General features: G+C 51.5%; 16 protein-coding genes. 15 read left to right on the top strand and 1 reads right to left on the bottom strand.

Going from position 1 to position 24,214, the window contains the following annotated elements:
- From DXZ20_RS03120 to DXZ20_RS03050, 15 genes are all read left to right on the top strand, one after another.
- On the top strand, positions 1 to 1,840 hold a 1,840-nt coding region (locus DXZ20_RS03120), incomplete at its 5' end, for a hypothetical protein (RefSeq protein ID WP_163696594.1).
- A 12-nt stretch (positions 1,841 to 1,852) separates the two neighbouring features.
- Entirely contained in the window at positions 1,853 to 2,878 is a 1,026-nt protein-coding gene (locus DXZ20_RS03115; RefSeq protein WP_163696358.1) for a hypothetical protein, read from the top strand.
- Between the two features lie 2 nt (positions 2,879 to 2,880).
- Positions 2,881 to 4,002 carry a hypothetical protein gene (locus DXZ20_RS03110; RefSeq protein WP_163668388.1) on the top strand — a complete coding sequence of 374 codons (1,122 nt, stop codon included), beginning with the start codon at positions 2,881 to 2,883 and terminating at the stop codon, positions 4,000 to 4,002.
- A complete protein-coding gene (locus DXZ20_RS03105; RefSeq protein WP_163696356.1) occupies positions 3,999 to 4,853 on the top strand; it encodes a hypothetical protein in 855 nt (284 codons plus the stop codon). The genes DXZ20_RS03110 and DXZ20_RS03105 overlap by 4 nt, the downstream gene beginning before the upstream one ends.
- 15 nt (positions 4,854 to 4,868) lie before the next feature.
- Complete coding sequence (locus DXZ20_RS03100) at positions 4,869 to 6,434, top strand: TrbI/VirB10 family protein (protein WP_163696354.1); 1,566 nt, start codon at positions 4,869 to 4,871, stop codon at positions 6,432 to 6,434.
- Between the two features lie 14 nt (positions 6,435 to 6,448).
- Positions 6,449 to 7,192, top strand: a complete 744-nt coding sequence (locus DXZ20_RS03095; RefSeq protein WP_163696353.1) for a hypothetical protein — start codon at positions 6,449 to 6,451, stop codon at positions 7,190 to 7,192.
- Positions 7,193 to 7,213: 21 nt separating this feature from the next.
- On the top strand, positions 7,214 to 9,859 hold the full coding sequence (locus DXZ20_RS03090; RefSeq protein WP_163696351.1) for a hypothetical protein: 2,646 nt from the start codon (positions 7,214 to 7,216) through the stop codon (positions 9,857 to 9,859).
- A 106-nt stretch (positions 9,860 to 9,965) separates the two neighbouring features.
- On the top strand, positions 9,966 to 10,385 hold the full coding sequence (locus DXZ20_RS03085) for a hypothetical protein (RefSeq protein ID WP_250565577.1): 420 nt from the start codon (positions 9,966 to 9,968) through the stop codon (positions 10,383 to 10,385).
- 7 nt (positions 10,386 to 10,392) lie between these two features.
- Entirely contained in the window at positions 10,393 to 10,968 is a 576-nt protein-coding gene (locus tag DXZ20_RS03080) for a hypothetical protein (protein ID WP_163696347.1), read from the top strand.
- Positions 10,969 to 10,972: 4 nt separating this feature from the next.
- A complete protein-coding gene (locus tag DXZ20_RS03075) occupies positions 10,973 to 12,739 on the top strand; it encodes a type IV secretory system conjugative DNA transfer family protein (RefSeq protein ID WP_163696345.1) in 1,767 nt (588 codons plus the stop codon).
- Positions 12,740 to 12,763: 24 nt separating this feature from the next.
- The gene (locus tag DXZ20_RS03070; RefSeq protein WP_163696343.1) at positions 12,764 to 14,218 is read left to right on the top strand and encodes a hypothetical protein; all 1,455 of its coding nucleotides are present in this window, start codon (positions 12,764 to 12,766) and stop codon (positions 14,216 to 14,218) included.
- An 8-nt stretch (positions 14,219 to 14,226) separates the two neighbouring features.
- Positions 14,227 to 15,135 carry a hypothetical protein gene (locus DXZ20_RS03065; protein WP_163696341.1) on the top strand — a complete coding sequence of 303 codons (909 nt, stop codon included), beginning with the start codon at positions 14,227 to 14,229 and terminating at the stop codon, positions 15,133 to 15,135.
- Between the two features lie 26 nt (positions 15,136 to 15,161).
- Positions 15,162 to 15,485 carry a hypothetical protein gene (locus DXZ20_RS03060; RefSeq protein ID WP_163696339.1) on the top strand — a complete coding sequence of 108 codons (324 nt, stop codon included), beginning with the start codon at positions 15,162 to 15,164 and terminating at the stop codon, positions 15,483 to 15,485.
- 3 nt (positions 15,486 to 15,488) lie between these two features.
- Positions 15,489 to 22,979, top strand: coding sequence for a strawberry notch C-terminal domain-containing protein (locus DXZ20_RS03055; protein ID WP_163696337.1), 7,491 nt, complete (start codon positions 15,489 to 15,491; stop codon positions 22,977 to 22,979).
- Positions 22,976 to 23,605, top strand: a complete 630-nt coding sequence (locus DXZ20_RS03050) for a DUF6753 family protein (protein WP_163696335.1) — start codon at positions 22,976 to 22,978, stop codon at positions 23,603 to 23,605. Before DXZ20_RS03055 ends, DXZ20_RS03050 begins: the two co-directional genes overlap by 4 nt.
- Positions 23,606 to 23,634: 29 nt before the next feature.
- On the opposite strand, the gene DXZ20_RS03045 is transcribed toward DXZ20_RS03050, so the two are convergent.
- Complete coding sequence (locus DXZ20_RS03045; RefSeq protein ID WP_163696333.1) at positions 23,635 to 24,012, bottom strand: hypothetical protein; 378 nt, start codon at positions 24,010 to 24,012, stop codon at positions 23,635 to 23,637.
- Between the last annotated feature and the right edge of the window lie 202 nt (positions 24,013 to 24,214).

The following is a 24,214-nucleotide window of genomic DNA, read 5'->3' as shown; positions in this document are numbered from 1 at the left end:
TGCGGTCTCCGATGTCACGCTGGTGTGTACCTTATCCAAGGGCAATGCCAATCTAATCAAGGCAGATCTCCAGCGGTTACAAAAGCAGGCCAACGTCGCCCAGGAAGTCTCGGCTCGGCATTCGTCTATCGATGTCGTCAACCAGCTCCGCTCATCCATTGCCACGGAAGCCCAGGCCAAGCTCTACAGCGGGGATATTCCCCTGATGCTGTCGTTAGTCGTTTTGGTGCGACGACAAACCAAAGGAGAACTGGATGATGCCTGTCGGTTTTTGATGAACTGTTTCCAGCGGCCTGCAGGTCTAGAACGGGAGCGAGAATATGCCTGGCGCACCTGGCTCCAGTGTCAGCCTCAGCTCACGTTGGAGCGTCCGTTATTTACGCCCTTTCGCAGGCAAAAAACCTATCTGGCCAGCGAAGCTATTGGTTTGATGCCGCTATTGATGACCAAGCAATTGGATCGCTCAGGCTTTGAGCTAATCGCCGAAGAAGCCGGAACACCCATCCATATCGACCTCTACAACGCCCATCGGAATCTCTTTATTGCTGGAACTACCCGCTCAGGAAAGTCTGTTCTAGTCTCTGGCATCCTCACCCATGCTTTAGCCAACGGTATGCCGGTGGTAGCGATGGACTTTCCAAAGCAGGACGGGTCATCTACCTTTACCGATTACACCAAACTCCTAGGTGACAATGGAGCCTATTTCGATATCTCAAAGGAGTCCAACAACTTATTTGAGATTCCCGATCTGCACAATCTGCCCCGTGATGAGCAGCTGGAGCGGATGAAGGACTATAAGAACTTTTTGGTGAGTGCTCTGATGACCATGGTCTTTGGGGCATCCACCGAAGATATTAGTGCCGATACCCGCATCATGCGACAGAATATTCGCTCGGTGCTCACCCTGGCGCTGACCACGTTCTTTGAGAATCCTACCATTCAGCAGCGGTATGATGCGGCTTTGGCTGACGGTGTGGGCTCTGCTGCCTGGTGTCAGATGCCGACATTGAGGGACTATTTGGGCTTTTGTACCAAGGACACGATTGAGCAATATACAGAGGTATCGAAGGGAGCTGAGGATGCGATCTCACAAATCAATCTACGCCTCAACTTCTGGCTCGATTCAGCCGTGGGCAAAGCCATCGGTCAACCGTCTTCATTTCGCACCGATGCCCAGCTCTTAGTCTTTGCCCTGCGCGGGTTGAGTGACGATGAAGATGCAGCTATCCTGTCGCTGTCCTGTTATTCAGCCGCCGTCCGTCGAGCCCTGGCCTCTCCCGCCTCTATTTTCTTTATTGACGAAGCTCCAATTCTCTTCAAATACGAAGAGGTTGCCGCCCTCGTTGCTCGTCTCTGTGCTAATGGTGCTAAATCAGGAGTACGGGTAATTATCTCAGCTCAAGATCCGGTCACTATCGCACGGGCCAAGGCATCGGCTGATATTTTTCCGAATCTATCCACCAAGCTGATCGGTCGTATCCAACCGGCAGCTCAACAAAATTTCACCCACATTCTCAAGGTTCCTCCTCACCTCATCGCTCGTAATGCGAGTGAGAGTTTCTTTCCAAAACGCGATGAACTCTACAGTCAATGGCTGTTAGAAGACACCGGCATTTTTACCGTGTGTCGGTATTACGCCCCGTATCTGCAGTTAGCCGCTGTCGCGAATAACCCCGATGAACAGACCGCCCGTGATGCCTACATGGCGCAGGCTGAAGCACACGGCCAATCTCCCTTAGCAGGATTAGTCGCCTTCTCCCATGCCCTAGTCACGGCTATCCAACAGGGACGTGCCATTGAACTGCCTAAGAGCCCATCGATTCATCCATTGGTTGCTTAATCCAGACTTCCTATGAAAACTCAATCCCGTCACCCCACTCGACGGCAGCTGATCGGCCTTCTATCAGCAGTTTGTCTTTTATCCTTGCCCCTTACAACATCCTCCGCTAACGCCAGCCTGATTCCAAGCAACATCGACTTTGGGTCCATCGATGCGGGTGGCCTGGGTGATATTGGCGGCCTCAGCGATATCATTGGCAATCTCGGTATCAACCTACCCGATATCTCCAGTGTCCTCGGCGATATTACAGCGGGCATTCCAGATCTCTCCATCGTCGGTCTAGAGGATATTCTCAATCTCGGCAATATCGACCTCGGCAGCATCCTGGGAGATATGGGCTTACCAGATCCAGGTGAGATCTTTGATGACATTCTGGGCGATATCTTGGGAGGAGAAAACTGTTTCTTACCTCAAAGCTGTCCTAGCAGCAACAATCCCCCTGGTGGTGGCACCAATACCCCTGGTGGGAACACACCACCGGTTCTATCGGTCCTCAGTGGCGCATCAGCCAGCATCACACCGGGCGTAAATCCGACAGTTGCTGCTAACGTAGATGCCGTTGGTACCCTCACTGAAGCGATGACGGCCATTGGCCTCTCAGAAGAAGGTCAAGCAGCCACCAAACAACGACTCACGGCAGCTCAAACTGGAGCGGATAACTCCAAAGCACTGGTTGAACAATCCATTCAAGCCTTGGCCCAGCAAGCAGAAGCCGCTGACCAAGTCGTAGCCTCTACTAACGAGCAAACCAGCACTCAAGATGTGCTCAAAACCGCCCTATCTGGAATGGTGTCGCTCCAGTTCACCACCTCTAGCCAGGTGGCTTACGGTCGGCAACAGGATGCCATTAATACCCAGCTATCAGTCCTTGATCTTCACTTTGGTCGTGAGATTCGTGATGGCACCTTTGTGAATGGCAAAAACCTGCAGCTGCTCAACCAACAACTCAATCAGTCCATTCAGCGAGACATGGCCACTTCAGCGGGAGCTACAGAAGATGCGGCCCGCACCACCCGGCTAGTTCATGTGATGAGGTAACCATGCTATATCCGATTCTCTTTAGTCAAATACCCGAGGTAGTGGAAGAATGCGTCAGTCCCTTCTTCGATAAGAATGACTTCGCCCTCAACTGTGGCACAGCCCTGTCTCAACAAATGGCCAATGCCTGGGATGAATCCTGGACGTTGTTTATTGGTGAACCCAGTCAGATTTACATTGCGCTGGTCAATATCGGTCGATTGTTTGCCCTGCTATCGCTCGGATTCTTTATGTACAAGTTTCTCCGAGCCGCTCTGGCCGATGAATCCTACGATGCCATGTCTCAGCTGGTCTGGCCACTGGTCGTTGTCATTCTGCTTAGCAATGATGCCAGCTTGCTACGGCAAACTTCAACCACGATGCGAGCTTTGATCAACCAAACCAATGCTCAGGTCCTGGAAATCGCCAATGCGTCCCTGGTCTATGAGACCCACCTCAATGAAGTGTTGGACTATGGCAATGCTGAAAAAGCGATCCGTGATGTGCGGGCTCAGTGCAATGGCATGACCAACAATGAACAGCTAGTCGCCTGTCTAGAACAGGGGCATCAACAAGCTACGGCCATTGTGGATGGATTCAATGCCCGATATGGCACCACAGCCTGGGGAAATCGACTCACCAATCTAGTTAAAACAGCCATTTCAGACTTAAGAGATAATCCGCTTCTCGCGGTTAACTTAAAAGGTGCTGTTGTTAATCCCCTTATCAGTTTGGCCATTGAGGCATTTTTAGCCGCGCTCCAAAATGCCTTTCATTATCTGGTCGAGCTGAGTTTTATCCTTACAGCCATGTTAGGGCCCATTGCACTAGGACTCACACTCTCACCCTTGGGCGGTATTGCCCTCTATGCCTGGATTATTTCATTTCTCTCTGTAGGTCTGGCCAAGCTCTGTTTTAACGTGGTTACCGCTATGTTAGTCACCATGATTTATCAGGCCGGTCCCCTAGATCCCATGGTCAACATGATTTTATTGGGTCTATTAGCGCCCGTTCTCTCGTTTGCCATGGCTGCAGGGGGTGGCATGGCGGTCTTCAATGGGATGCTCGCCACCGTTCAACAGCTCACATTCGGCATTGCCTCATTTGGTATCAGCTCCTATATCTACCCTGGAGGTAAATCATGATGCGTTTTCTCAACAGTCATCGGCCAGCGGATGCCTCTCTTGGAGCATCGGTGACCAACCTCAATGGACAACACCCCGTATCAAGCACCAACTGGACACGAGTTGGGCAAAAGAGTTTTCTCGCGATCTTACTCATCTCCAATCTTGGTCTATCTGGGCTGATTGCCATCCTTATTCTGTCTAACGTTTCCTACACACGTTATCTAGCCAAGAAACCAGCCGCAGCCTTAGTTCAGCTCACCGATGGTACCAGCATCCGCGTTAATGAAACGCTCAATCATGACCGTGAACCGGAGGTGATTCGTAAATTTGTTACCGATAGTCTCATCTATCTAATGAACTGGTCTGCGGATCTGCCCTCCTCTGAACCGACCAGCAAATTTGATTCAATCACCTCAGCTCCCCAGGATGCCGGTATCGATGTCGACATCGAGGATGGCTTTACTAAAAAGGTCACTACACCTGCCTGGCAGGCCTCCTTCACTTTAGAAGAAGAATTCCGCACCGAGTTCTTGCAGAAGCTGGCCACCATGACCCCAGAAGATATCTTTGCAGGCCAAAAAGAAGTGGTCCTCAAAATCCGTGAGGTGGGCTATCCCGCAACCCAAACCGATACCCCTGGTGCCTGGAGTATTGATGTGGTGGCCGATTTAATGGTGTATTCTCCCCAAACACCAACTGGCAATGCTGTTCCCTTCAATAAACGCATCTACGTTCAGTCCATTAATGTGCCCCCACCACCGGCACCCAATACGCTCACGCCCTTAGCCGCTGCCATTTACGCGGTTCGGCTATCGGGGTTAGAAATCACCGGCATGCGAGATCTCCAGCTTCAAGAATTCACTGAATAAGCCCCCATACTGACCATGAGCGATCTACACCAGGACGCAGCCTATCGAGAGATGGCACAGCTCGTCAATTTTGATCAGTCCACCGCCGCTGAACCCGACAACGGCAATGGAGCATTCCATCATCCTGAGGATGAGCCTAGCCCTCGTCGATTCTCCCAAATGGGCTCCACCAAACTCCTCTTTGTTGCTGGCGGAGTCTCTGTCGTTGCCCTATTAGTTGGGTTGATCACCAACCAAATCTTTCGGCCTGTCACCGTTACGACGAATGAACCCACTGAAACCACCTATGAAGCGGACGATCAGCTAACGCTCTCTCTAGAACCACCCACCCATGATGAAAAAGGTGAACTGGGAGAATTACGAACTGAAGTAGCGCTCAAAGACCAGGCCCAGGATTTGCAGGATCTCGACGGTGATCCGCTTACAGAAGCTGATGATGCCCCCTCAAATAACAGTTCAGATGAGGAAACATCATCCACAGATACTGTTACTCGGGCCGCTCCACAACCTGCACCCGCTGTCCCACGACCCGCGCCAGTTCAACCAGCCCCCGTCCAGCCAATGCGTCAATCACAACTAGCGGTGCAGATAGCGCCTGAACCCATCGGTCCTTGGGAGCAATGGCAACAGTTTGCCCTGTCCGGCACTCTCGGTCAAGTGCAATTTGTAACCCATACCCAACCCAACGCTCAACCCACAGCTCGCCCCAACACGACTAACCGAACACCACAACCTACCATCACTCGCCAATCTCAAACCACCATTGGACCTGCACGCACCGTATCCCCTGGCACCGCAGCACCTCAACAGCCAGTTGTTCGTGTTCCAGCTCCTGAAACTAACACACCAGCGGTTGCCCAAACACCAGAATCCTCTCTTGGCACCTATGTAAATGGCTACACACCTATTCCTGGAATGCGTCATCCCACCACTCAAACCATTCCGGTCGGAACAACCGTAACAGCGACTGTTACCACACCCATCCTATGGCCCGGAGATGGAAGTCAGGTGACCAATTCCAGATCACCAGACACACCCAAGTACATCGTCACCTTGGATGCCCCCTTGATGACAGCAGACGAGCGAATTGTCTTTCCAAGAGCTGCTCAGCTGGTTGTCACCGTAGCCCCGATGGATACTGAATCTGGAGTCGCCACTCTGGATGTTCTCGCCATCCTCCGAGATGACCAGTCCTATTCCATTCCTAACGGACATCTGCACATTCGTGGGAAGGATGGCAATCCTCTTGTTGCCGATCGATTTAACGATCCAGGTGGAGCTATTTTCTCAATGGATGCGGGTCTCTTTGTCATCAGTGGCTTGGCAAATCTCGGCACCATCTTAAATCGGCCTCGCAGTTCTACAGTCATCAATTCAGATTTTCAAGGCACCATCGCCACTGAATATGACGATCCAAACTTTTTAGGCGCTGTTCTCGAAGGGGGAGCCGGTGCCTTAGCGGAACGATTAGCCGACCGCAATGACCAGGCCATTGAAGATCTCGCTGAGCGTCCATCAACCTGGTATCTACCAGCCGGAACTCCAGTACAGCTCTTTGTCAATCAACCGATGCAGATCTGAGGAGAGCGACACTCATGAAATGTTTTAGCGCGTTACTCTCACTCACGGTTGCCTGGACCAGTCTTGCGATCTCAGCACCTACCGCCCAAGCACTTCAGGTGCTCGAACTCCCCATCTCTCAAGTCCAAGGCCAGAACGGAGCTGCCTTAACCAAGCTCTCTATACCACGGGGTCACAGCATCACTCTGTCATTTATCGCGTCAGGTCATCGCATCCAATCTGTCTGGCTCGATGATCCCTCTCACCTGGTCTTCAACACGGACACACCGCTTTGTGGCCAAACCAATCAAGGAGACTGTGGTTCTGCCTCTGTCATCCGCATCCGGCAGCTGGCCAATGCTATCGACTTTCCAGCCAATGCCGGTAACCAGTTTCCTGGCGCAGCTCGTGGACACAGCACCCTGATGACCATCGTCGCCACCGATGCTCAAAACCAACAGGTGCTCTATTCCTTTATCCTCGATGTAATTCCTCAAGCCACCACACCCTACGCCGCTATTCAGATCGCTCCAGATAGGCCCTATGAGCCACCGGGAATTGTCCGCCGACAGGTTCAAACGCGGCTAGCTGAAATTCGCCGGGGTCTACAGCAAGCGCAACAGCAACAACTCATCGATACCCAAAGCCCGGAATGGCCCAAACTCCAAAATTTTCTCGCCCTCGCATCGTCCGGCAATCTCTCCCTCAATGATGCCATCTCACAATCCGATGTCTCCCGTGCCTTGATTGACCGTCTGGCAGCTATGGGCGCTCACTAATCTGCAATCAGGACTCGTCCTATGATTCGCTCTTGTCTCATCACACTGCTAAGTCTCATTTGGTTTGCACTGGGATGTATCCTGATATCGCCCAGTGCCATGGCCCAGAGCTACACTCCCACAGCACTCTATCAAGTTGAACAACATGACGGTTCTGTCCTTGAGGGTGAAGTCTTTGATCTCTCCCAAATGGCCATCGATGATTTTGCCTCCATCGATCTCTCCGATGAAACCGCTCAGGTGCAGCTGAGTGAAATAGCACCCAATATCAATCTTTCCCATATGCTGCCTGGCAATCGGGTCGCCAGCCAGGACTATCTCAACATGAGTTTGCTGAATACGGCCTTTGGGGTGGGTGAATGGAGTCTTGGCGATATTACTCAACAGACAGGCGTGTCTCTAGGAGATGTTCCGCTATCGGCCTATGGAGAAGCTATTGGCAATCTCTCACTGGGAGAGCTAACTGAGGCGATTCCTGAATTCGCAGGAGACACGGTTCGTCGGAATTCAGTCGTTATGGCTGCTCTAGAGAGCTATCAGGCAAAGCTGCCAGACGCTAGCTCACAGATTAGCTCCATGTTGAGCCGACGCAGTGATAAAGCCGTTTCTGTCCGAGAACTCCTCAGTGGCAGTAACCCTGCCCTCGCTGATATCCAGCTAAAAGAATTAGGTGACCAGCTCAACCAGTGGAGCGTCCTCGATATTCCTGGACTCAATGCCACCCCAATCCAAGATCTGGATTCTCTCGAAAATGCGTTTGCGGGTGATTTGGAAGCCCTTGGCCTCACGGATAAACTCACCCTCAGCGCCTTTCCAAAACCACCGGTTCTCAATGAGATTATCCGCATGGGAAGGCTTGATGTGCCCTTAGGTGAGCCAGAGCATGATCGGCTACGGGTGGTTTCCGGTGGAGTCACCCAAGGCGACAAATTTAATGGTGAGCCCTGCGAAGGGGGCGGCTGTATCCATGTAGAACTCGATGAAGTCGGTACACCACCCTCTTCGGGTCTTAGCGGCTTTGCCTGGATGACCAGCGATCAGCCGGTCCCCGATGGCTATGGCATTCTGTGTATTCCCTTTGGCTGTAAAGGTCCGGCAGGCAATCATCCCTTTGGTAAAGGCTTTCGCGTTCTGTTTAACGATCTTGATGAGGCTGATGGGTCGGTCCAGGTATCGATTTCATTTCGTACCTGTAAGACAATCTTTTTTGTAAAAACCTGCACACCCTATGTCTTTCCTACCCCCAAAGGGATTCCTATTGGCAGAATCAAAGAGAAAGCAATCTTTCCAGTAACGCCCCCTGATATCAAGTTATCCGGCGATGATTTTAACTACGGCAATTCTCGCTATGGGAGTAATGGCAATCGCTATCGCCAAAATCCCTGTTTCTCTGGCGCAGGCGGTGTCACAGGAGACATCGTTGACCGAGCTGTTGACGCCTTGCTCACGGTGCCGTTATATGACCGCAATGGTCGGATTGTTGGTCAAGGCTGGGATGAAGCGGGTGTCCGAGAACATGCCCCACTACTCATTGGTGCCGCTCTAGAGCAGGGGGTCACCGATCCGGCCCACATTGCTTACATCCTATCAACCACAGGTCATGAAGCCTTATTCCGTGGCCCGATTGAAGAATTTGAATCCGGCTGGCAACGACGCACAGGTCCAGGAGACTATGGTGCTATCCACAGTGCCACCGGTCATCGTTACTATGGTCGCGGCTATGTACAAATTACCTGGGCCGCTAACTATCAAAAGATTGACCATATTCTGGGAACCAATACCTACCAGAATCCAGATCAAATGCTGGATCCATCGGTTGCAGCTCCAGCCACAGTCATCGGCATGCGCGATGGTATTTTTACCTCCCGCAGCCTGGACGATTATGGCTATGGCGATTCCTTTGACTGGAATGGAGCACGAAGCATCATCAATAACGGCGATCTTCGCTCAACTATCGGTAGCTATGGTCGTCACATCTATGAGTACATCAAAGATACCGATTCAAATGATGTTCAATGGTCGGACGGCACAGCCGCTTCAAACTGTGATGCAGACGATGGCACCATTTCCTCGCCCCTTGGCGGCACCTCCCTTGAGGATTTACTCAACACCTATCAGCTCGCTGACTTTCAACGCTTTGATGCCTATCGGGCCTACAGAAACGGCTGGCATGGCGGTATCGACCTCGATTATCGGGCTAATGGAGGTGCTGGGGGCGCAGTCAGCTCGGTCTCCCAGGGCACCCTCGTATCCGTCAAACAAATTGGCAATGCCCGTGCGACTGGGGAACCCAGCGTTCAGGTTGTTGTCATGACCACCGATTCCCTCGGTCGTCAAATTGAACAGCGCTATAATCACTTATCATTAAGCTCCGTCCAAGCGGCAACAGGATGTGGACTGGGTGATTGTAACGTCCCTGTAGGCTCTGGCACCCAAATTGGTGCCGTTGGTGAAGAAGATACCTTATCCAGAGGAGCCCATCTCGATTACAAAGTCAAAATCGACGGTCAATTTGTGGATCCGTGGGGATTCCTGCAGGTTCAAGCTGCGGGCGGTTCCGGCACGATTAACACGATCGATCTATCCACAGGAGCTATTGGCTCAATCGAGGCGGCTCCATTAGGGATCACGGAATCTGAGGAGGTGCCGCCCTCACCCTCTTCTTAGAACGCAAAGCTTTGGCACAACAACATAATCTCAACGAGAAATCATGAAACCCATAAGACCTATTAAATTTCTGTCATTCCTTCTCATCTCAGCCGCAATTGTCGTCATGCAGTTGTCACCGGTTCATGCGTTTGAGACACCACCAGGATTAGAAAACGCCTATCAACAGGTGTTATCCAATTGGACTACGCCACTATTGCCTGCTGAAATCCCCTTTGAATTTACTGGCTTTGAAACCAGTTCCAGTGCCTCCCACTACCTGATCACCATTGACATTAATGAGTTTCAAACGGTTACGATCTCAGCCGGTGAAGGTAGCAAACGTATCGACACTCTCTCATCGGAGACGGTTCAGCAAATTGCTCTCAATAATCAAGTCGTCGGCTACTTTCTTCCGGCAGGTGAAACCGATGAGGAACCACCCGAACTCTCATTCTTGATCGAAGAGGTTAATTACTACGTTGGGGGTTGGGTTGCACCTGAGGATTTGATTGCGATCGCGAACTCCATGATTGATAACCAATAGGCACACCATGAGATTACTCACGAGACCACTCCTCATTCTGGCAGCCTGTGTGGTTGTACTCTTCACCGGGTCATCCCTTCTGGCTCAGTCTAACGAAGTCACCGTTGAGGCGATTCAATCAGAAACGCAAGTCCCGGTTCTGATACCGGATGAGACGGTGCTGGCCATTGAGAGTCCTCTCTATCCCGAGATTATTTACACCGGTCCCGATGGCTACTATGTGGCCTATGGATTCACAGAAAACTGCGCCGATGCAGGCTTTTGTAACTATGCCCGTGTCCAAGGCTATCGCATCGGTTCCACCGCTTCTCACTTTAAGCCAGACTCACTTGATGAGTTGATTACCGAGCGCACCGAAGTACTAGCGGAAGCCCCCCACATCTCGCCCGATCCCATTGAAACCGTCACGCTTGCTGATAACTCCGAAGCAACAGTTCTGCCCTGGTATTCCTATGCCAATCCAGGCAATACCGAAGTCATTGTGGAGCGCGATGGCATTCGCTATCTCTTTGCCATTGAAATGGCTCCCAATGCGGATGTTATCTCTATGGCCAATTCAGCACTGACCTCCTTTCCTGAGTAATTCCATGGCCGACTCCCTTGGTTCCACACAGCCAGCCTCACCATCAGCAAACTATCTGTCCTCACTATCGCCCCAGCAACTAGGCATCCTGGGAGCCTGTGCGGTCGGCATTCTGGCACTGGTCATCCTGGGCAATCAAGGAAGTGGTCGTAAATCACGACTAGCCACCAGTCGGTGGGCGAAAGGGAGCGACCGCAGTCGAGCAAAAAAACGAGCCAAACAACAAATTAATGGACGTGAGAAAAATAAGGTCACCCTATGGGTAAACGGTCCCAAAATAAATGTTGTTCACCGTGAGGAGAAACCAACTCAATACAACGTCTCTGGAGACCATAAAACGATTTACATCCCGGATGCACAGCGCGGTATGTCGGTGATTGGTGGATCGGGTACCGGTAAAACCTTTAGTGTGATTGACCCGGTGATACGGTCTGCCATTACCCAGGGGTTTCCGTTGTGCCTTTATGATTTCAAATATCCGGCCCAAACCCAGCGGGTAGCGGCCCTGGCACAAGCCGCAGGCTATGAGGTGAATATCTTTGCCCCCGGCTTTCCTGAATCTCAGGTGTGTAATCCGTTGGACTTTATCCACGATGCCACTGATGCGGCCACCGCCCGTCAAATCGCAGAAGTTCTCAATCGGAATTTCAAACTTTCAGCCGCTCAATCGGACGATCCATTTTTCTCCAATTCAGGCGATCAACTGGTGGAAGCCACCCTCCTACTGGCTAAAGCCTTACCTCATCCCGATGTGATGACGGCCTACACCATCCTTAGCGATCCGGATCTCATTAACCGGCTCAAAGGCATTAATGCGGTGAATCCTTGGGTTGGTGTGGCTTTTGGTCAGCTATTAAGTACCGCCAAGTCTGAAAAGACCGTCGCCTCCATTGTCTCCACAGCAGCACTGGTCTTTACCCGATTTATGAAAGCGGGCATGCTACCAGCTTTTTGTGGAGAGTCCACCCTGCCCTTGGATATGACCGGGAAACGACTGCTCATCTTTGGCATGGACCGTAATAAGAGGGATGTGGTCGGGCCTCTGGTAGCCACTGTTCTCCACATGGTGATCACCCGCAATGTTACCCGGCCTCGTACAGATCCACTGGTAGTTGTCTTGGATGAGTTACCCACGCTGTATCTGCCCAATCTGGTGCAGTGGCTCAATGAAAATCGGGAAGATGGCCTCTGTACTCTCATCGGCTATCAAAACCAGACGCAGTTGGAAAAAGCCTATGGAAAAGAGCTAGCCCAGGCTATCTTTGGCGGCACCGCCTCAAAATTTATGTTCAATCCCCAAAGTGCGGAATCCGCTGACATGTTTAGTCGGATGCTTGGCGATGAAGAGATTCGCTACAAGTCGAAGTCCCGCAATACCGGCAGTGGCAAAAGCAGCATCACTCGTGCGGATCAAGAACGTACCCGTCGTCTCTTTGCGCCAGAACAGTTTAACCGACTGCCCCAAGGTCATTGCATTTACATCAACCCCGCCTATGGCAGCCGTAAAGAAGGCTCAGTTCCCCAGAAGCTCAAAATCAAGGTGACTCCCCGTGAGATCAAGGCCCAAACCCTGAGCATCCAGTGCTGGGAACAGCTCAGGAATAGCCTGATCTCACGAGGTATCGGCAATACCCCTCAAGATCCCAAAGCGGTCACCATTCGAGAACAGGAATTTCAGACCAAGCTACCTCTCACCCGCAGCAACGACACCACGATGCCAACAGGCAATGCCCTCACCGCCTCACCCCAAACCATATCCAGACGCATTTAAGTCACATCGATAGGAGATTGTCCAATGCAAACGGGATACACACAACTGGATGCCGAAGAACGCGAAGCCGTCCGCACCAATGGCGCGATTACGGGTCAGATGCTGACAACAGCCGCTCGTCTCACACGACAGGCATTGGACCGGGGTCTACAGTGGTTCCAAAACAGAACCCGACCTCCCACTGAGTTAGAACTCACGCGATCTCAACAACAGGCCGCTGATATTATCGCCGTTACAACTGAACGCTGTGGGGAACTTCAAGGTGACGGCAATCTTGCCTTTGAAACAGAACAATATCGCTTTTCAGTCACACCTGATGGCATTTATTCAGCAGTTGATAAAAGCCTCGATTGGACTGTCTTTGAATTTCAGCGAGACCGTACAGCGGTGCAAGAAAAAGCAGCGGCACTGGCTGACTTAGCAGCTGACTATGGTGAATACACACCGGATGCCGCCGCTGCAGCCACCAATGGTGCCGTGGATGATTTATTTACCGTCATCGATGCGCCGAGTTTAGACATTGATCACTCAGTGCCCACTTCGCCTATTGTGGCAACACCCACTGCACAACCTGTTGTTGAGGACATCACACCCACAGTTGTTTCCTCTCAGGCCACACCAATTTCAACGGCTGAGCTTACTGAAACAACTGAAGAAACTGATCAGGTACCTGCTGCTGATACCGCTCCAACACCTGGAGACAACAACAATTCTCAGACGATGGCAGCTTTCTTTGCCGATCTGGTAGATACTCAGGGGCAGATGACGGAAACGAATGAAGCACTCCAGGTAGAAACAGCACCTGCTGAGGTCATTCCGTCTGAAGAACCGAGTCAAACCATCGATGATCCATGGGCCGAACCAACACCTGCAGAGCCCATGGCTGAGATCGCGGACGAACTCATAGAATCCTACGGTGAACCGATTCAACCGAAACCACCTAAACGGTACGCCGGAGAAGACTTTGACATTCTCCAAAACGACAATCGCTACGAAGTGCGTGACAAGGACAATCAAACGCTCTTTAGCTTTGAAAAGCACGGCAATCAGTATCACATCCTCCAGGACAATCTCAGCGACGAACAGCGCCAACAGTTTGCTCGGGTCCATACACGCACCCAGTCAGTAGGACTAGATCAGGTGATGGCTGACCCTACGGGCAATACCCAGCTGCGTTATCTCGAAGACCTGGCTCCTGAAGGCAGTAAAGCCATTTCCTTTGCCCATCATCAGCTGGGCCTGGCCCATACCAATCAGCTAGCAACCCAATCCCAAGGCATTATTCGCCATGAGGATCGCTCATTGGTGATTTACAACAAAGCGGACAATCGGGTGGTCGCTTCGTCCACAGCTCAAGGTGAGATTTCGTCCCAGATGACACCCCAGGAAAAGGCCACCTTTGACCGGGCTTGGCAGCAAACTACACAGCAACAACAAACTATGCCACAACCATCCCGCAGTCCAGATCTCGAACGGTAAATTCCATCATGGTCAAAACCCTTATTTCCTACACCCTCGCCGCAGGCATTTTGACACCACCTGTCATTCTGGGTAATCAACCCACAGAACCTGATGCACAACCATTAACATCAGATTATCCGCTGATTCAGGCAGCTCAACCCGTTCAGATAGACAAACCCATTCCCCATAATCTCCCGACTGTTGTACCACCACCACCAGCCATTGTGCCCATACCCCAGACAATTGCCCCGCAATTTGTCACCTATCGTCCTGAACGAGTGCCAGTGGCAAGCACATCTGAAAGTCTTCCACTACCTGAGCCACCAGCTCCAGTAGGGCAAGAACCGACTGAGTTCGCTCTCTCGGAACCACACATCCCTACAGATAGTCCTGATGTGACTTCGGAAGCGGTCTCACTACTGCCGCCGTCACCCACTATTGAGAACTCTGACGTAGAGACTCCAGAAACACCTGATTCGTCTACAGATCTCACAGTACTGCGTGACGTTACTCCCCAAGCCCATATCAGCAGTACAGCTCCCTTAAGTGCCTACGACATCATGTCCGGTGAACGGCTGTGGGAAACAACGGAGTCTCTTACCGTTCAGGCCAGTAATCATCAGGTCCTGCTTGATGACCAAGCCCATACAGAACTCATTCTTATCGTGCCTAACAATGAATCCATCACTGTTAATGGCACGGATTATCCTGGTGGTCTCATTATCCGTGCCCAAGAGGATGAGCTTTACGTCATCAACTATCTCTCGGGAGATCAGATGATGACGATTCAGCCAGAGGTTGTCTCAACAATCACTTCTTTGTCTGAACAAACAGTCACCCTTATAGCCCAATCCGAACCGGCTCATCACTGGTATGACCTGGATGGTCGTTTACCAGAACAGCCGCCGCAAATTGCACGGCGTGGGTCACCATAGATGGGTTCTTTGCTCCGGTGTCCTCCATGTCGACTGTACCCATGAATTTACTCACTGCCCAAACCGCCGATGATTTTACCCAGTTGGGAAAAGAACTCATCGATATTCAAGCCCTCCTTCAAGCCCAAGCCTATGAACTAACCGAACACGATACCGTTCCAGACTGGATGCAACCCTGGCCTGTCGATATGCAAACCGTCTTTTGTTGTCCTACCTGGAATCAATGGATGGTGCAACAACTTCAGCAATGGCAACCCACTGAAGACCAGGTGCCTCTTACCATTACCAATCTTGTTAAAGCAACCGTCTTCTATCTACGCTCCGGCGAACTAGACCAATTACCGGCCTAATCCATGGATTTAGCGGACCAACAGACACTCATTCAGCAGTTTCAGGCCCATTTTCTGACTGGAAACGGGTTTTCCACCATCGTGCAGGCCCGACAGTTTGCCAATGATCAGTTGGACCAGTCCCTGGATCCGCTCTCCTCCGACCACAAACAAGTGGATGAAGCCATTGAAAAAGCTATCGTCCGCAGTGCTCGGATTTTAATCTCAGGCAGTGATTTCCTTGCACCACCCATCACTACCCACCAGGCCTTTGACCGACTGACTGATTTACTCAGCCATCAGCCTCGTTTGGCCGTGCGCACCTCCACCTCCATGGCCCAGCAAGCCTACAGCACACCCATTCCCATTGCCTATTTTGCTGCCACCCTGGCAGGCATTGATGCCAACACCACCGTCTATGAACCCACTGCAGGCAATGGAGCCTTACTCATTTCGGCGAATCCAGCCCTGGTCATCGGCAACGAACTAAACAGTGACCGATTGACAGAACTTCAACACCAGGGATACACACAGCTGACTCAACATGATGCCTGTGACTATAGTCCTGGTCAAAGCATTGCTAATGTGGTGATTACCAACCCGCCCTTTGGTCGTGCCCGAGATCCGACAACGGGTCACAGCAAACGGTTTGCCATTGGTGATACCTGGAGTGCTCAGCTAGACCATGCCATTGCCTTTAAGGCCCTTGATGCGCTCAAGGATAACGGTCGAGCGGTCTTAATCATTGCTGCGCCCCACCGTCGTACTCAACAGATCACCGATGAGTATCGCGCCAACCAATACAACGAGCGTGAAACCCGTGGCTTCTTTTTTACTCTCTATCGCCACTACACCGTCACCAATCATCTCACCCTGGATGGTGACCTTTATGCCAAACAGGGAGCCGGTGCCGATATTGATCTGATTGTGATTCAGGGGCGACGGTCATCGCGGGATGATCCCTTTGTTCGAGCCTTGCCCGCCGTAGATGTCCCGCCCATTCTCAACACCTTTGACCAGCTTAAGGAGAGATTACCCGATGTTCCCCTATCCCACCTATCCCTACCTTTGGAGCCCCCAGAAGAGTCCAGAGATTCTCACGGTGAAGGTCCCCCAGGAGTACACCCACCTGACGGACCGCATCTATCGGACACTGATGGAGGAACGTCTGAGCTGGCTGATGTGGGAAGCGATGACGACAGAAGGCTATCGTCTGACGGACATTCACCAAATCCTGAGTCAGTTTCTCTCCCAGACCGCCCCCACCCAGATGCCACCGAACCTGCCGGACAGTCTGGAGGACGAAGACGGCAAGATTCAGTGGTGTCAGGACTGGGCACAGACACTAGTCCAGGGCAACGAGATCGTCAGAATAGTTCTGAATACAGCCGACCTGACCATACCGCCCCTAACCCCAGACAGCTCCCTCTATTCCAACGGGCTGGATCTGCACAACAGCACTACCCTCCACACCTGGCTCGATACAGTGAAACCCTAGCAACCGCCATGGCTCAACCTGTTTCCACCCCCAAAGACACCACCCAAGTGCCCTATCAACCGCGCAGTCAGGGTCGTCCCATGGATACCCTGATTCCGCGCAATATGGCGAATTCAGCCCAGGTGGCTCTCACTCGCTTTGAGCAACAGCATGGCAACATCGATGAATTTGTCCGCACCAGCCTGGGCTACAGCTCCATTGGTGAATTACACCAGCGGCTCTACGCGGAACAGATTGACACCATTGGGCTGGCCATTAGTAATCTCAACCAAGGTAATGGCTTTGTCATTGGTGACCAAACAGGCATTGGCAAGGGTTGTCAGTGTGCAGCCCTGATGGCCTACAGCACTCGCCAGGGAAAACCGGTGGTGTTTTTCACCCAAAAGAATGCCCTGTACAAGGACATTCTGCGGGACCTAGAAACCATCGGCGTAAGAGATTTTGCTCCCTTTGTGACCGACAGTAATGCCAAGATTGACCTGGGTAAGGGGGCGATGCTGCGCACTGGCAGTCATAACCAGCAGGAACAAGAAATGAACCGGCTGATGGGGCTAGGCAATCTGGGCTCCTATGATGCGGTGTTTACCACCTACAGCCAGATTCAAACAGTGGCTCAAAAAGAACCCCTACGGCGACACTTTTTAAGATCGCTGGCTGAACGGGGAGCCATCTTTATCTGCGATGAAAGCCACGAAGCGGGCGGGTCTCCCCAGACCGGCTGGCAGATTAATGGAGCACCACCCAACCGGGCCGAATTTATGCGCGAGTTGATTGATACGACGCTGGCCAGTGGCGGCGGCGTGGTCTACAGCAGTGCCACCTATTCCAAACGGCCTGATGTCATGGACCTCTATGCCCGCAGTACCGATCTGCGCTACGCGGTGGGCAAACATCGGTCATTAGAAGTCACTCTGCGGGTAGGTGGCGTACCGCTCCAACAGGTGATTGCGGCCAAGTACGTTAAGTCCGGTCAGATGATGCGCCGGGAACGTTCCTTTGAAAGGGTGTCCTTTGACACGCTCACCGTTCCTGCCGATAAAGAAACTGCGGATCAGTTTTCGGCGGCGATGCGGGCTATTAATGCGTTTGATCGGGCTAAGCACAAGGAAGTGAAACGCCTCAGCAAGGAACTGAGAAAAGAAGCCAAACGCATGGCCCTGGACAATGCCATCGGCCAGGTGGGCGTAAAATCCACTAACTTTACCAGCCTGATGCACAACTGCATTGAGCAGGGGTTGTTGGCTCAAAAGGCAGAGGCGACAGTTCAGACCACCATTCAAGAACTAGAAGCCGGACGCAAGCCGGTGATCGCCTTAGACAATACTATGGGAGCCTTTATCGATGCCTGGGCGGAGACCCATGATGCTAAACCCGGAGACCGGGTCAATATTACCTTTTCAGATCTGTTGGCCCGCTATCTGGAGCGCTCCCGTGATATCTCCATCAGTGACCATGCTGGACGCAGAGACCGCCGCCCCATGACCGATGAGGAACTGGGCATCGATGGTATGGCCGCTTACATGGAAGCCCGAGACATTATTGATGATAGCGATCTCTCCCAGATTCCCATTAGCCCCATTGACTATATCCGAGGACGCCTGGAACAAGCAGGCTACAACACCACTGAAGTCACGGGACGAAAATCGGTTCTTGACTATGACGCCGATGGCTCAGCTGTCTACAAGACTCGTTCAGCCAAAGAGATTTCCACCAATGGCAAAATCGCAGCAGTTAATAACTTTAACAGCGGCCAGGCGGATGTCATCATTATCAACCGCTCCGGCTCCACTGGCATTTCTCTCCATGCCTCAGAAACCTTTGCCGACCAACGGCCACGGGTAATGATTGTGGCCCAGGCCAGCCGGGACATTAACACCTTTATGCAAACCCTGGGACGCATCCACCGCACCGGCCAGGTGGAGCTGCCCAATTACAAACTACTGACAACAGACTTACCCGCCGAAAAACGACCCGCTGCCATCCTCAGCCGTAAGATGGCTACCCTTAATGCCAATGTCACCGCAGACCGGGAAACAGCCACCTCTATTCAGGGTGTCGTGGACTTTTTCAATGAGTACGGCGAGACGGTGATTACCCAGCTGCTCGAAGAAATGCCCGAACTCAATGAGCAACTGGATGACCCACTAGGCAGGGCCAATGACAATGATTTAGACCTGGTATCCAAGGTGACGGGACGTTTACCGCTGTTGCCGGTAGCCGAACAGGAGCGGACCTACCAGCTCATTGAGACGGGCTATGCCGACCTGGTGGCTCAAAAGGAAGCCATGGGAGAAAGTCTTCTCCAGGCCGACCAGCTGGATTTGGATGCCCGCACCATTGCCCGGATGGAAGTGGTACCTGCAGACACTAAGTTTCAAACTGAATTTAGTGGACCGGTTTATCTCGAAGTCATTGACGCCAAGTCTCTGAGTAAACCACTCACACAGGTGCAGGTAGCTCACCAGGTACGGGAGTTTTTAGAACAGCCCCTCAGTCAGCAGGTTGCCGAAGCCCATTGGGACCGTCTTAAGGACCAGGGTCATGAACGCTCAGAGACCATGATTCAATCGGTCACCACCAGTACTCAGCATTACAAGAACAGAAAACTGGCCAGTCTAGAAGTGCTCAAACGACAACAGTTGGAAAGCCTTCCTGAAGGAGCTGAAGCTCCTGCCCAGGAGAAGATCGACAAGCTCACCCAAAAGCTGGATGCGCAGCTGGCATTTGTCACGAAACAGCTGAAAGATTTTTCGGTAGGGACCTCGGTGCGCATTACACGACAGCAAAATCAAACTACGGCAGATACGTTTTATGGGGTGGTTACTGGAGTGGAGCATTGCGATCGCGGCAGCGCACCTTCAGTTCCCAGTTCCTGGCATCTCCGAGTGGCCCTCAGCAATGGCGATGTTAAATCCATGGCCATCCCTCTATCCGCCCTCAATAGCACCCAGCGCAAAGGTAAGACTGTCAAGGAAGCGCTGACCATGGAACCGGTCGAGCAAGATATGTGGACCGGGAAGTCCATTTACGAACTGTTTGATCTCCAGCAGCAGGATGTCAGGCAGCAGCGGCAGGTATTGACCGGGAATTTGGTGAAGGCGTGCGATCGCTATCCGGAAGGCAAGCTGCTCAACTTTACGGATCACAAGAGTCGCATTCGTCAGGGGCTATTGCTACCCAAGTCTTTTGATATTGCCGACAAGCTCCGCAATGAACCGGTGGTCTTTGAAACCGCTCAGCAGGTCCACACATTTCTAACAGAGGTAACCAAAGGACGCGGTGGACTTAAAACCTTGGATGGGAGTTTGTCGATTCGACTCCATGGTAGTGGAGAAGGATTGATTTTAGAAGCACCCAGAGCCAAGGAAACCGGTGGGGCCTATTATCTCAATTCGCTATTGATTGACCGCATTGGGAAAGACTTTGTCTCTCGTGGGGACACTATGCGGGCATTGGTACCACCTGAGAATGCAGAGCGTACCCTTAGTTACATCATCACAATTAATCCGATTGCCTGTATAGACCCACGATATTTACCTGAGGCCCGAGAACAAATGGGCGTCAAAATTCCTGAGTTGGAAGTGGCTCCCGACGGTCAGGTATTGGATGTGGAAGATGAGTTTATTGAAGGCAATGTGGTGCCCTATGTGGATGCTCCAACACCGCAAGACATTGAGTCGTTAGAGGCATTGTTTGCAAAAGGAGATGCAATCTCACCCTCTGATCATGAATCAGAATCTTTGACAGTGACTGAAAGAGTAACCGCTGAGGAGAATTCTGCACCTGAACCTGCTTTAGAAACTACCATTGAAGAACCTCAACGTTCAGACAACACCCAACCGATCCAACGAGTCGCCTTGAGCAAATATCAGTCGAGAATGGCGGAGAAGTTTGTCTCTAAATTTCTCTATGAGGCAGACCTAGCGGAAAAGGTGGTAAAAGGTGATGACTTTCATCTCAAGATTCTCAATGAGCCCTACATACCTCTCGTTGTCGAAGCCCACAAACTAGCCGAGAACCATTATCAGCTTTATCTCACCCATTACATCGATGTGAATGGGGACCTCGTTCATGATGGGGAAATGGTTTTTAATATCTTGCCCGATGGCATTCTGCAGTTGGACCAAACGGCTACGCAGGATGCGTTTCGTGGTGGGGAGCATCGAGTCTATGAAGGGGGTGACCGCACCTTTGCCAAGATGTTTGCTATGAATATCCGTGCCCAGGGCTTTGGCGAAGCCGCACGGACACAGTTGGCTCAAGCGACAATCACTCGTGAAGAAGAGCCAATATTTGAACCCGAAGAGATAATATCAAAGCCTCCTAAAAAAGAGGCAATATCAGACTCTTCTCCAGAAGAATTCACACCGAAGTCTCCTGAACCTGAAGAGATTCAGCCATCTCTATTGGATGGACCGACCAGCATTGGAGACTATTCTCTGGATGCAGCAGGAGCTGATCCCAGTTGGGAAAATCCTGAACCGACAGACCCCATTCAACACAATGAGATCTCACCACCTAATCCAGAACCACTAGAAATCTCCCCACTAGAACCCTTGAGCGCTAACGCTCAACGGGAGATAGTCCAGCAGGATCGTGAGGCGTTGATTACCCAGGCACGAGCCATGAATTTAGAACAGGTCGCAATTTCCCTCGGGTTAGAACGCTACACGTCCGACAAGTCTAAGTGGCACTTTGGGAGCCATGTCATTTCCATCTCTGCCAACAAGGGTCTTTTCAATGATTGGCATGCCCATAAAGGCGGCAGTGGATGCATCGACCTAGTCCTCCACGTCAATGAAGACTGGGACTTTAAGCAAGCCGTGGAATGGCTCACTGGAGAATCCATGGTGCCTGTTCCGTCTTTCCAAGAAGCCCAGGCCATCCTGGAAGCGGCTCAGCAGCCTACAGTAGAGCCCCTAGTAATTCCGAAAATGGCTTCAACCAACTGGGGTCAGGTCCATACCTACCTCACCCAGGACCGACAGATTCCAGCGGATATCGTCAATCAAGCTTTCCAACAGGGCATTGTCTTTGCCGATGAGCGCGGCAATGCAGTGTTCACCATGCAGCAGCTGCACCAAGATAGGCTCACAGGAGAAGTCTCCAACACACTCAGGGCTGGAGCCATTACCGGTTATGCCATTCGAGGCACGGGTAGTGACTACAAACACATCACCAAAGGCTCATCCAAATCAGACGGCTGGTTTCTGTTTCACACAGGTGCTGACACTCAGCGCATTGTGATCACCGAATCCCCCATTGAGGCGTTATCGTTAGCAGCCATGGAGCGCAATGACCACACCCTCTATCTGGCTCTCAATGGCAACAGTCCATTACCTGTCGAGCAGCTCCAGCACCACATTGACCAGGGTGGAGAAGTACTGACTGCCTTCAATAACGATGCTGCCGGGATGAATCTCAGTGCGCGGGTTCTGGAGCAGATACCCGAGGCTAGCACGCTCTATCCAGAGAGTGATTTCAATGACTGGAATGAGCAGCTGTGCCACCAACCAGAGGCCTATCAGCATCTGGAACAAGACCTCCTGAGTGCTCCGGCCCTCGATGAATTGCGAGATTGGTACCGAAAGGCTTCATTAATGCAGCGGGGACCGGAGCATCAGGCCCAGATCGCCCAGGTGGGTCGTGGAGAACGAGAGTTTACCGAACGGGATGCTAGAGCCATGGCGGCGGACAATCGAGCCTTTGCTCTATCTGAGCGCTTTATTCAGCGTACGCAGCACATTCTGACCCAATGGGGCCAGCCTCAGGCAGATGAACATCTCGCCACCAATATCGATCAGTATCATCTACGCGGTTCGCCCGATGGGTTGAGTTTTTCGGTGACTAGTTATGACGGTAAACCCTTACTCAAGGTGGAGCAGGGGACACTCAGGCACGTCACCATTACGCCTAATGACGCACAACAATTTGAAACTCTGGGTGCCCAGGCGCAACAGGAAATGCTACGGGCACAACATTATCATAATCCACCATCCCATGAGGTAAGTCGATGACGATAGCTACAAATCACACTCCTAAGTCTCTTGATTCCGTTCTCAAGCAATATGGTGCTGAGGCGAAGCAGGCAGTTACTCAAATCCTGGCCGAGTATGGGGTCCGGGTAACAGACCCAATTGCAGCAGTGATTAGCTCCATCTATGCGGCCAATCTCCAGAACCTGAGTCAGCTAGCCCATGTACCAGCAGCGTTTCAGGACCAGGTAAAACACGAAGTTAAAAGCTTTGGGGCGATCTCTCAAGACCTCAAAGAGCAGCTTCGGGGGATATTGGCTCAGAAGCATTTCGACCTATCCAAGGAATTGGCTACGGAACTGGGTCAGGTGGTGGAAGAAGCGGTCACTCAGCACTGTGAGCGGATTGACCGGGTCAGCGATAAACAGTTTTGGATACGGGGAGGTTTACCGGCTTTGGGGATAGCAGCGTTATTGATGTTTGGTGGGGTAGGCTTTGGGTATGCCGTTGGGGTCCACCGGGTTACGCAGGGGGGCCAGGCTAAGGTGCTATCGTCGGCTGAATTGGCGGCGCTGCAGTGGTTGACTTCAGAGGAAGGGAAGTTGGCTTGGGAGATGGGAGTGCATAACCGGGGGGTAATTCAGCAATGTTTTGAGGGGTTAGAGTGATGGGATTGAGGTTGCGATCGCAAACCTCATCATCCACAGTTGAAGATTGTTTTGTACAAGCCGACTAAATCGACACTTTGATACAAGGCAAGTGAACTGTAGCGAGAGATATCTTGTTCAGTTTTTGGAAAGTACAGGCCTAAACCACATAGCTCTTGAGCGAGAATACTCTGATCGACACGTAAAAGGCGACTGAAAAGTTCACCATCTGTCTTATAAGAGACGATCACTGATGAGTTAATAAAATCCGTAAATCTCGCTAATTCCCGTTGTCCCTTATTGTTGGCCTTAGACAGATGTTTTAGCAAAGCAATGACATCACAGTGCTTTTCACCAAAATAGGAGTAAATTGGAAGATCGGATTGATTAAACGCTCCTAAATCTTCGTCTAGCAGTGTTAGACACAAACTTGAAAGTTTTTCTGCTTAAAGGGTGACAAGGAACTTCAAGCCTATAGTCGGCAATGATTTGGGAAACTAAAAGGGCAAAAAAATAGGGGACTATGCAGCCCCCACAAAAAATAAAATGTTGCCTCAAGTATACCAAACGATTTGCCGTAAACATCTCAATGAACAGCAGTATCTAACGCTAGAGCTGGTGTTACTTTTG

This window comes from Adonisia turfae CCMR0081 (genome assembly GCF_011009555.1).
Lineage (GTDB): Bacteria > Cyanobacteriota > Cyanobacteriia > Phormidesmidales > Phormidesmidaceae > Leptothoe > Leptothoe turfae.
Note: the sequence above shows the minus strand (reverse complement) of the source record. Positions and strands in the feature narration are given on the sequence as shown.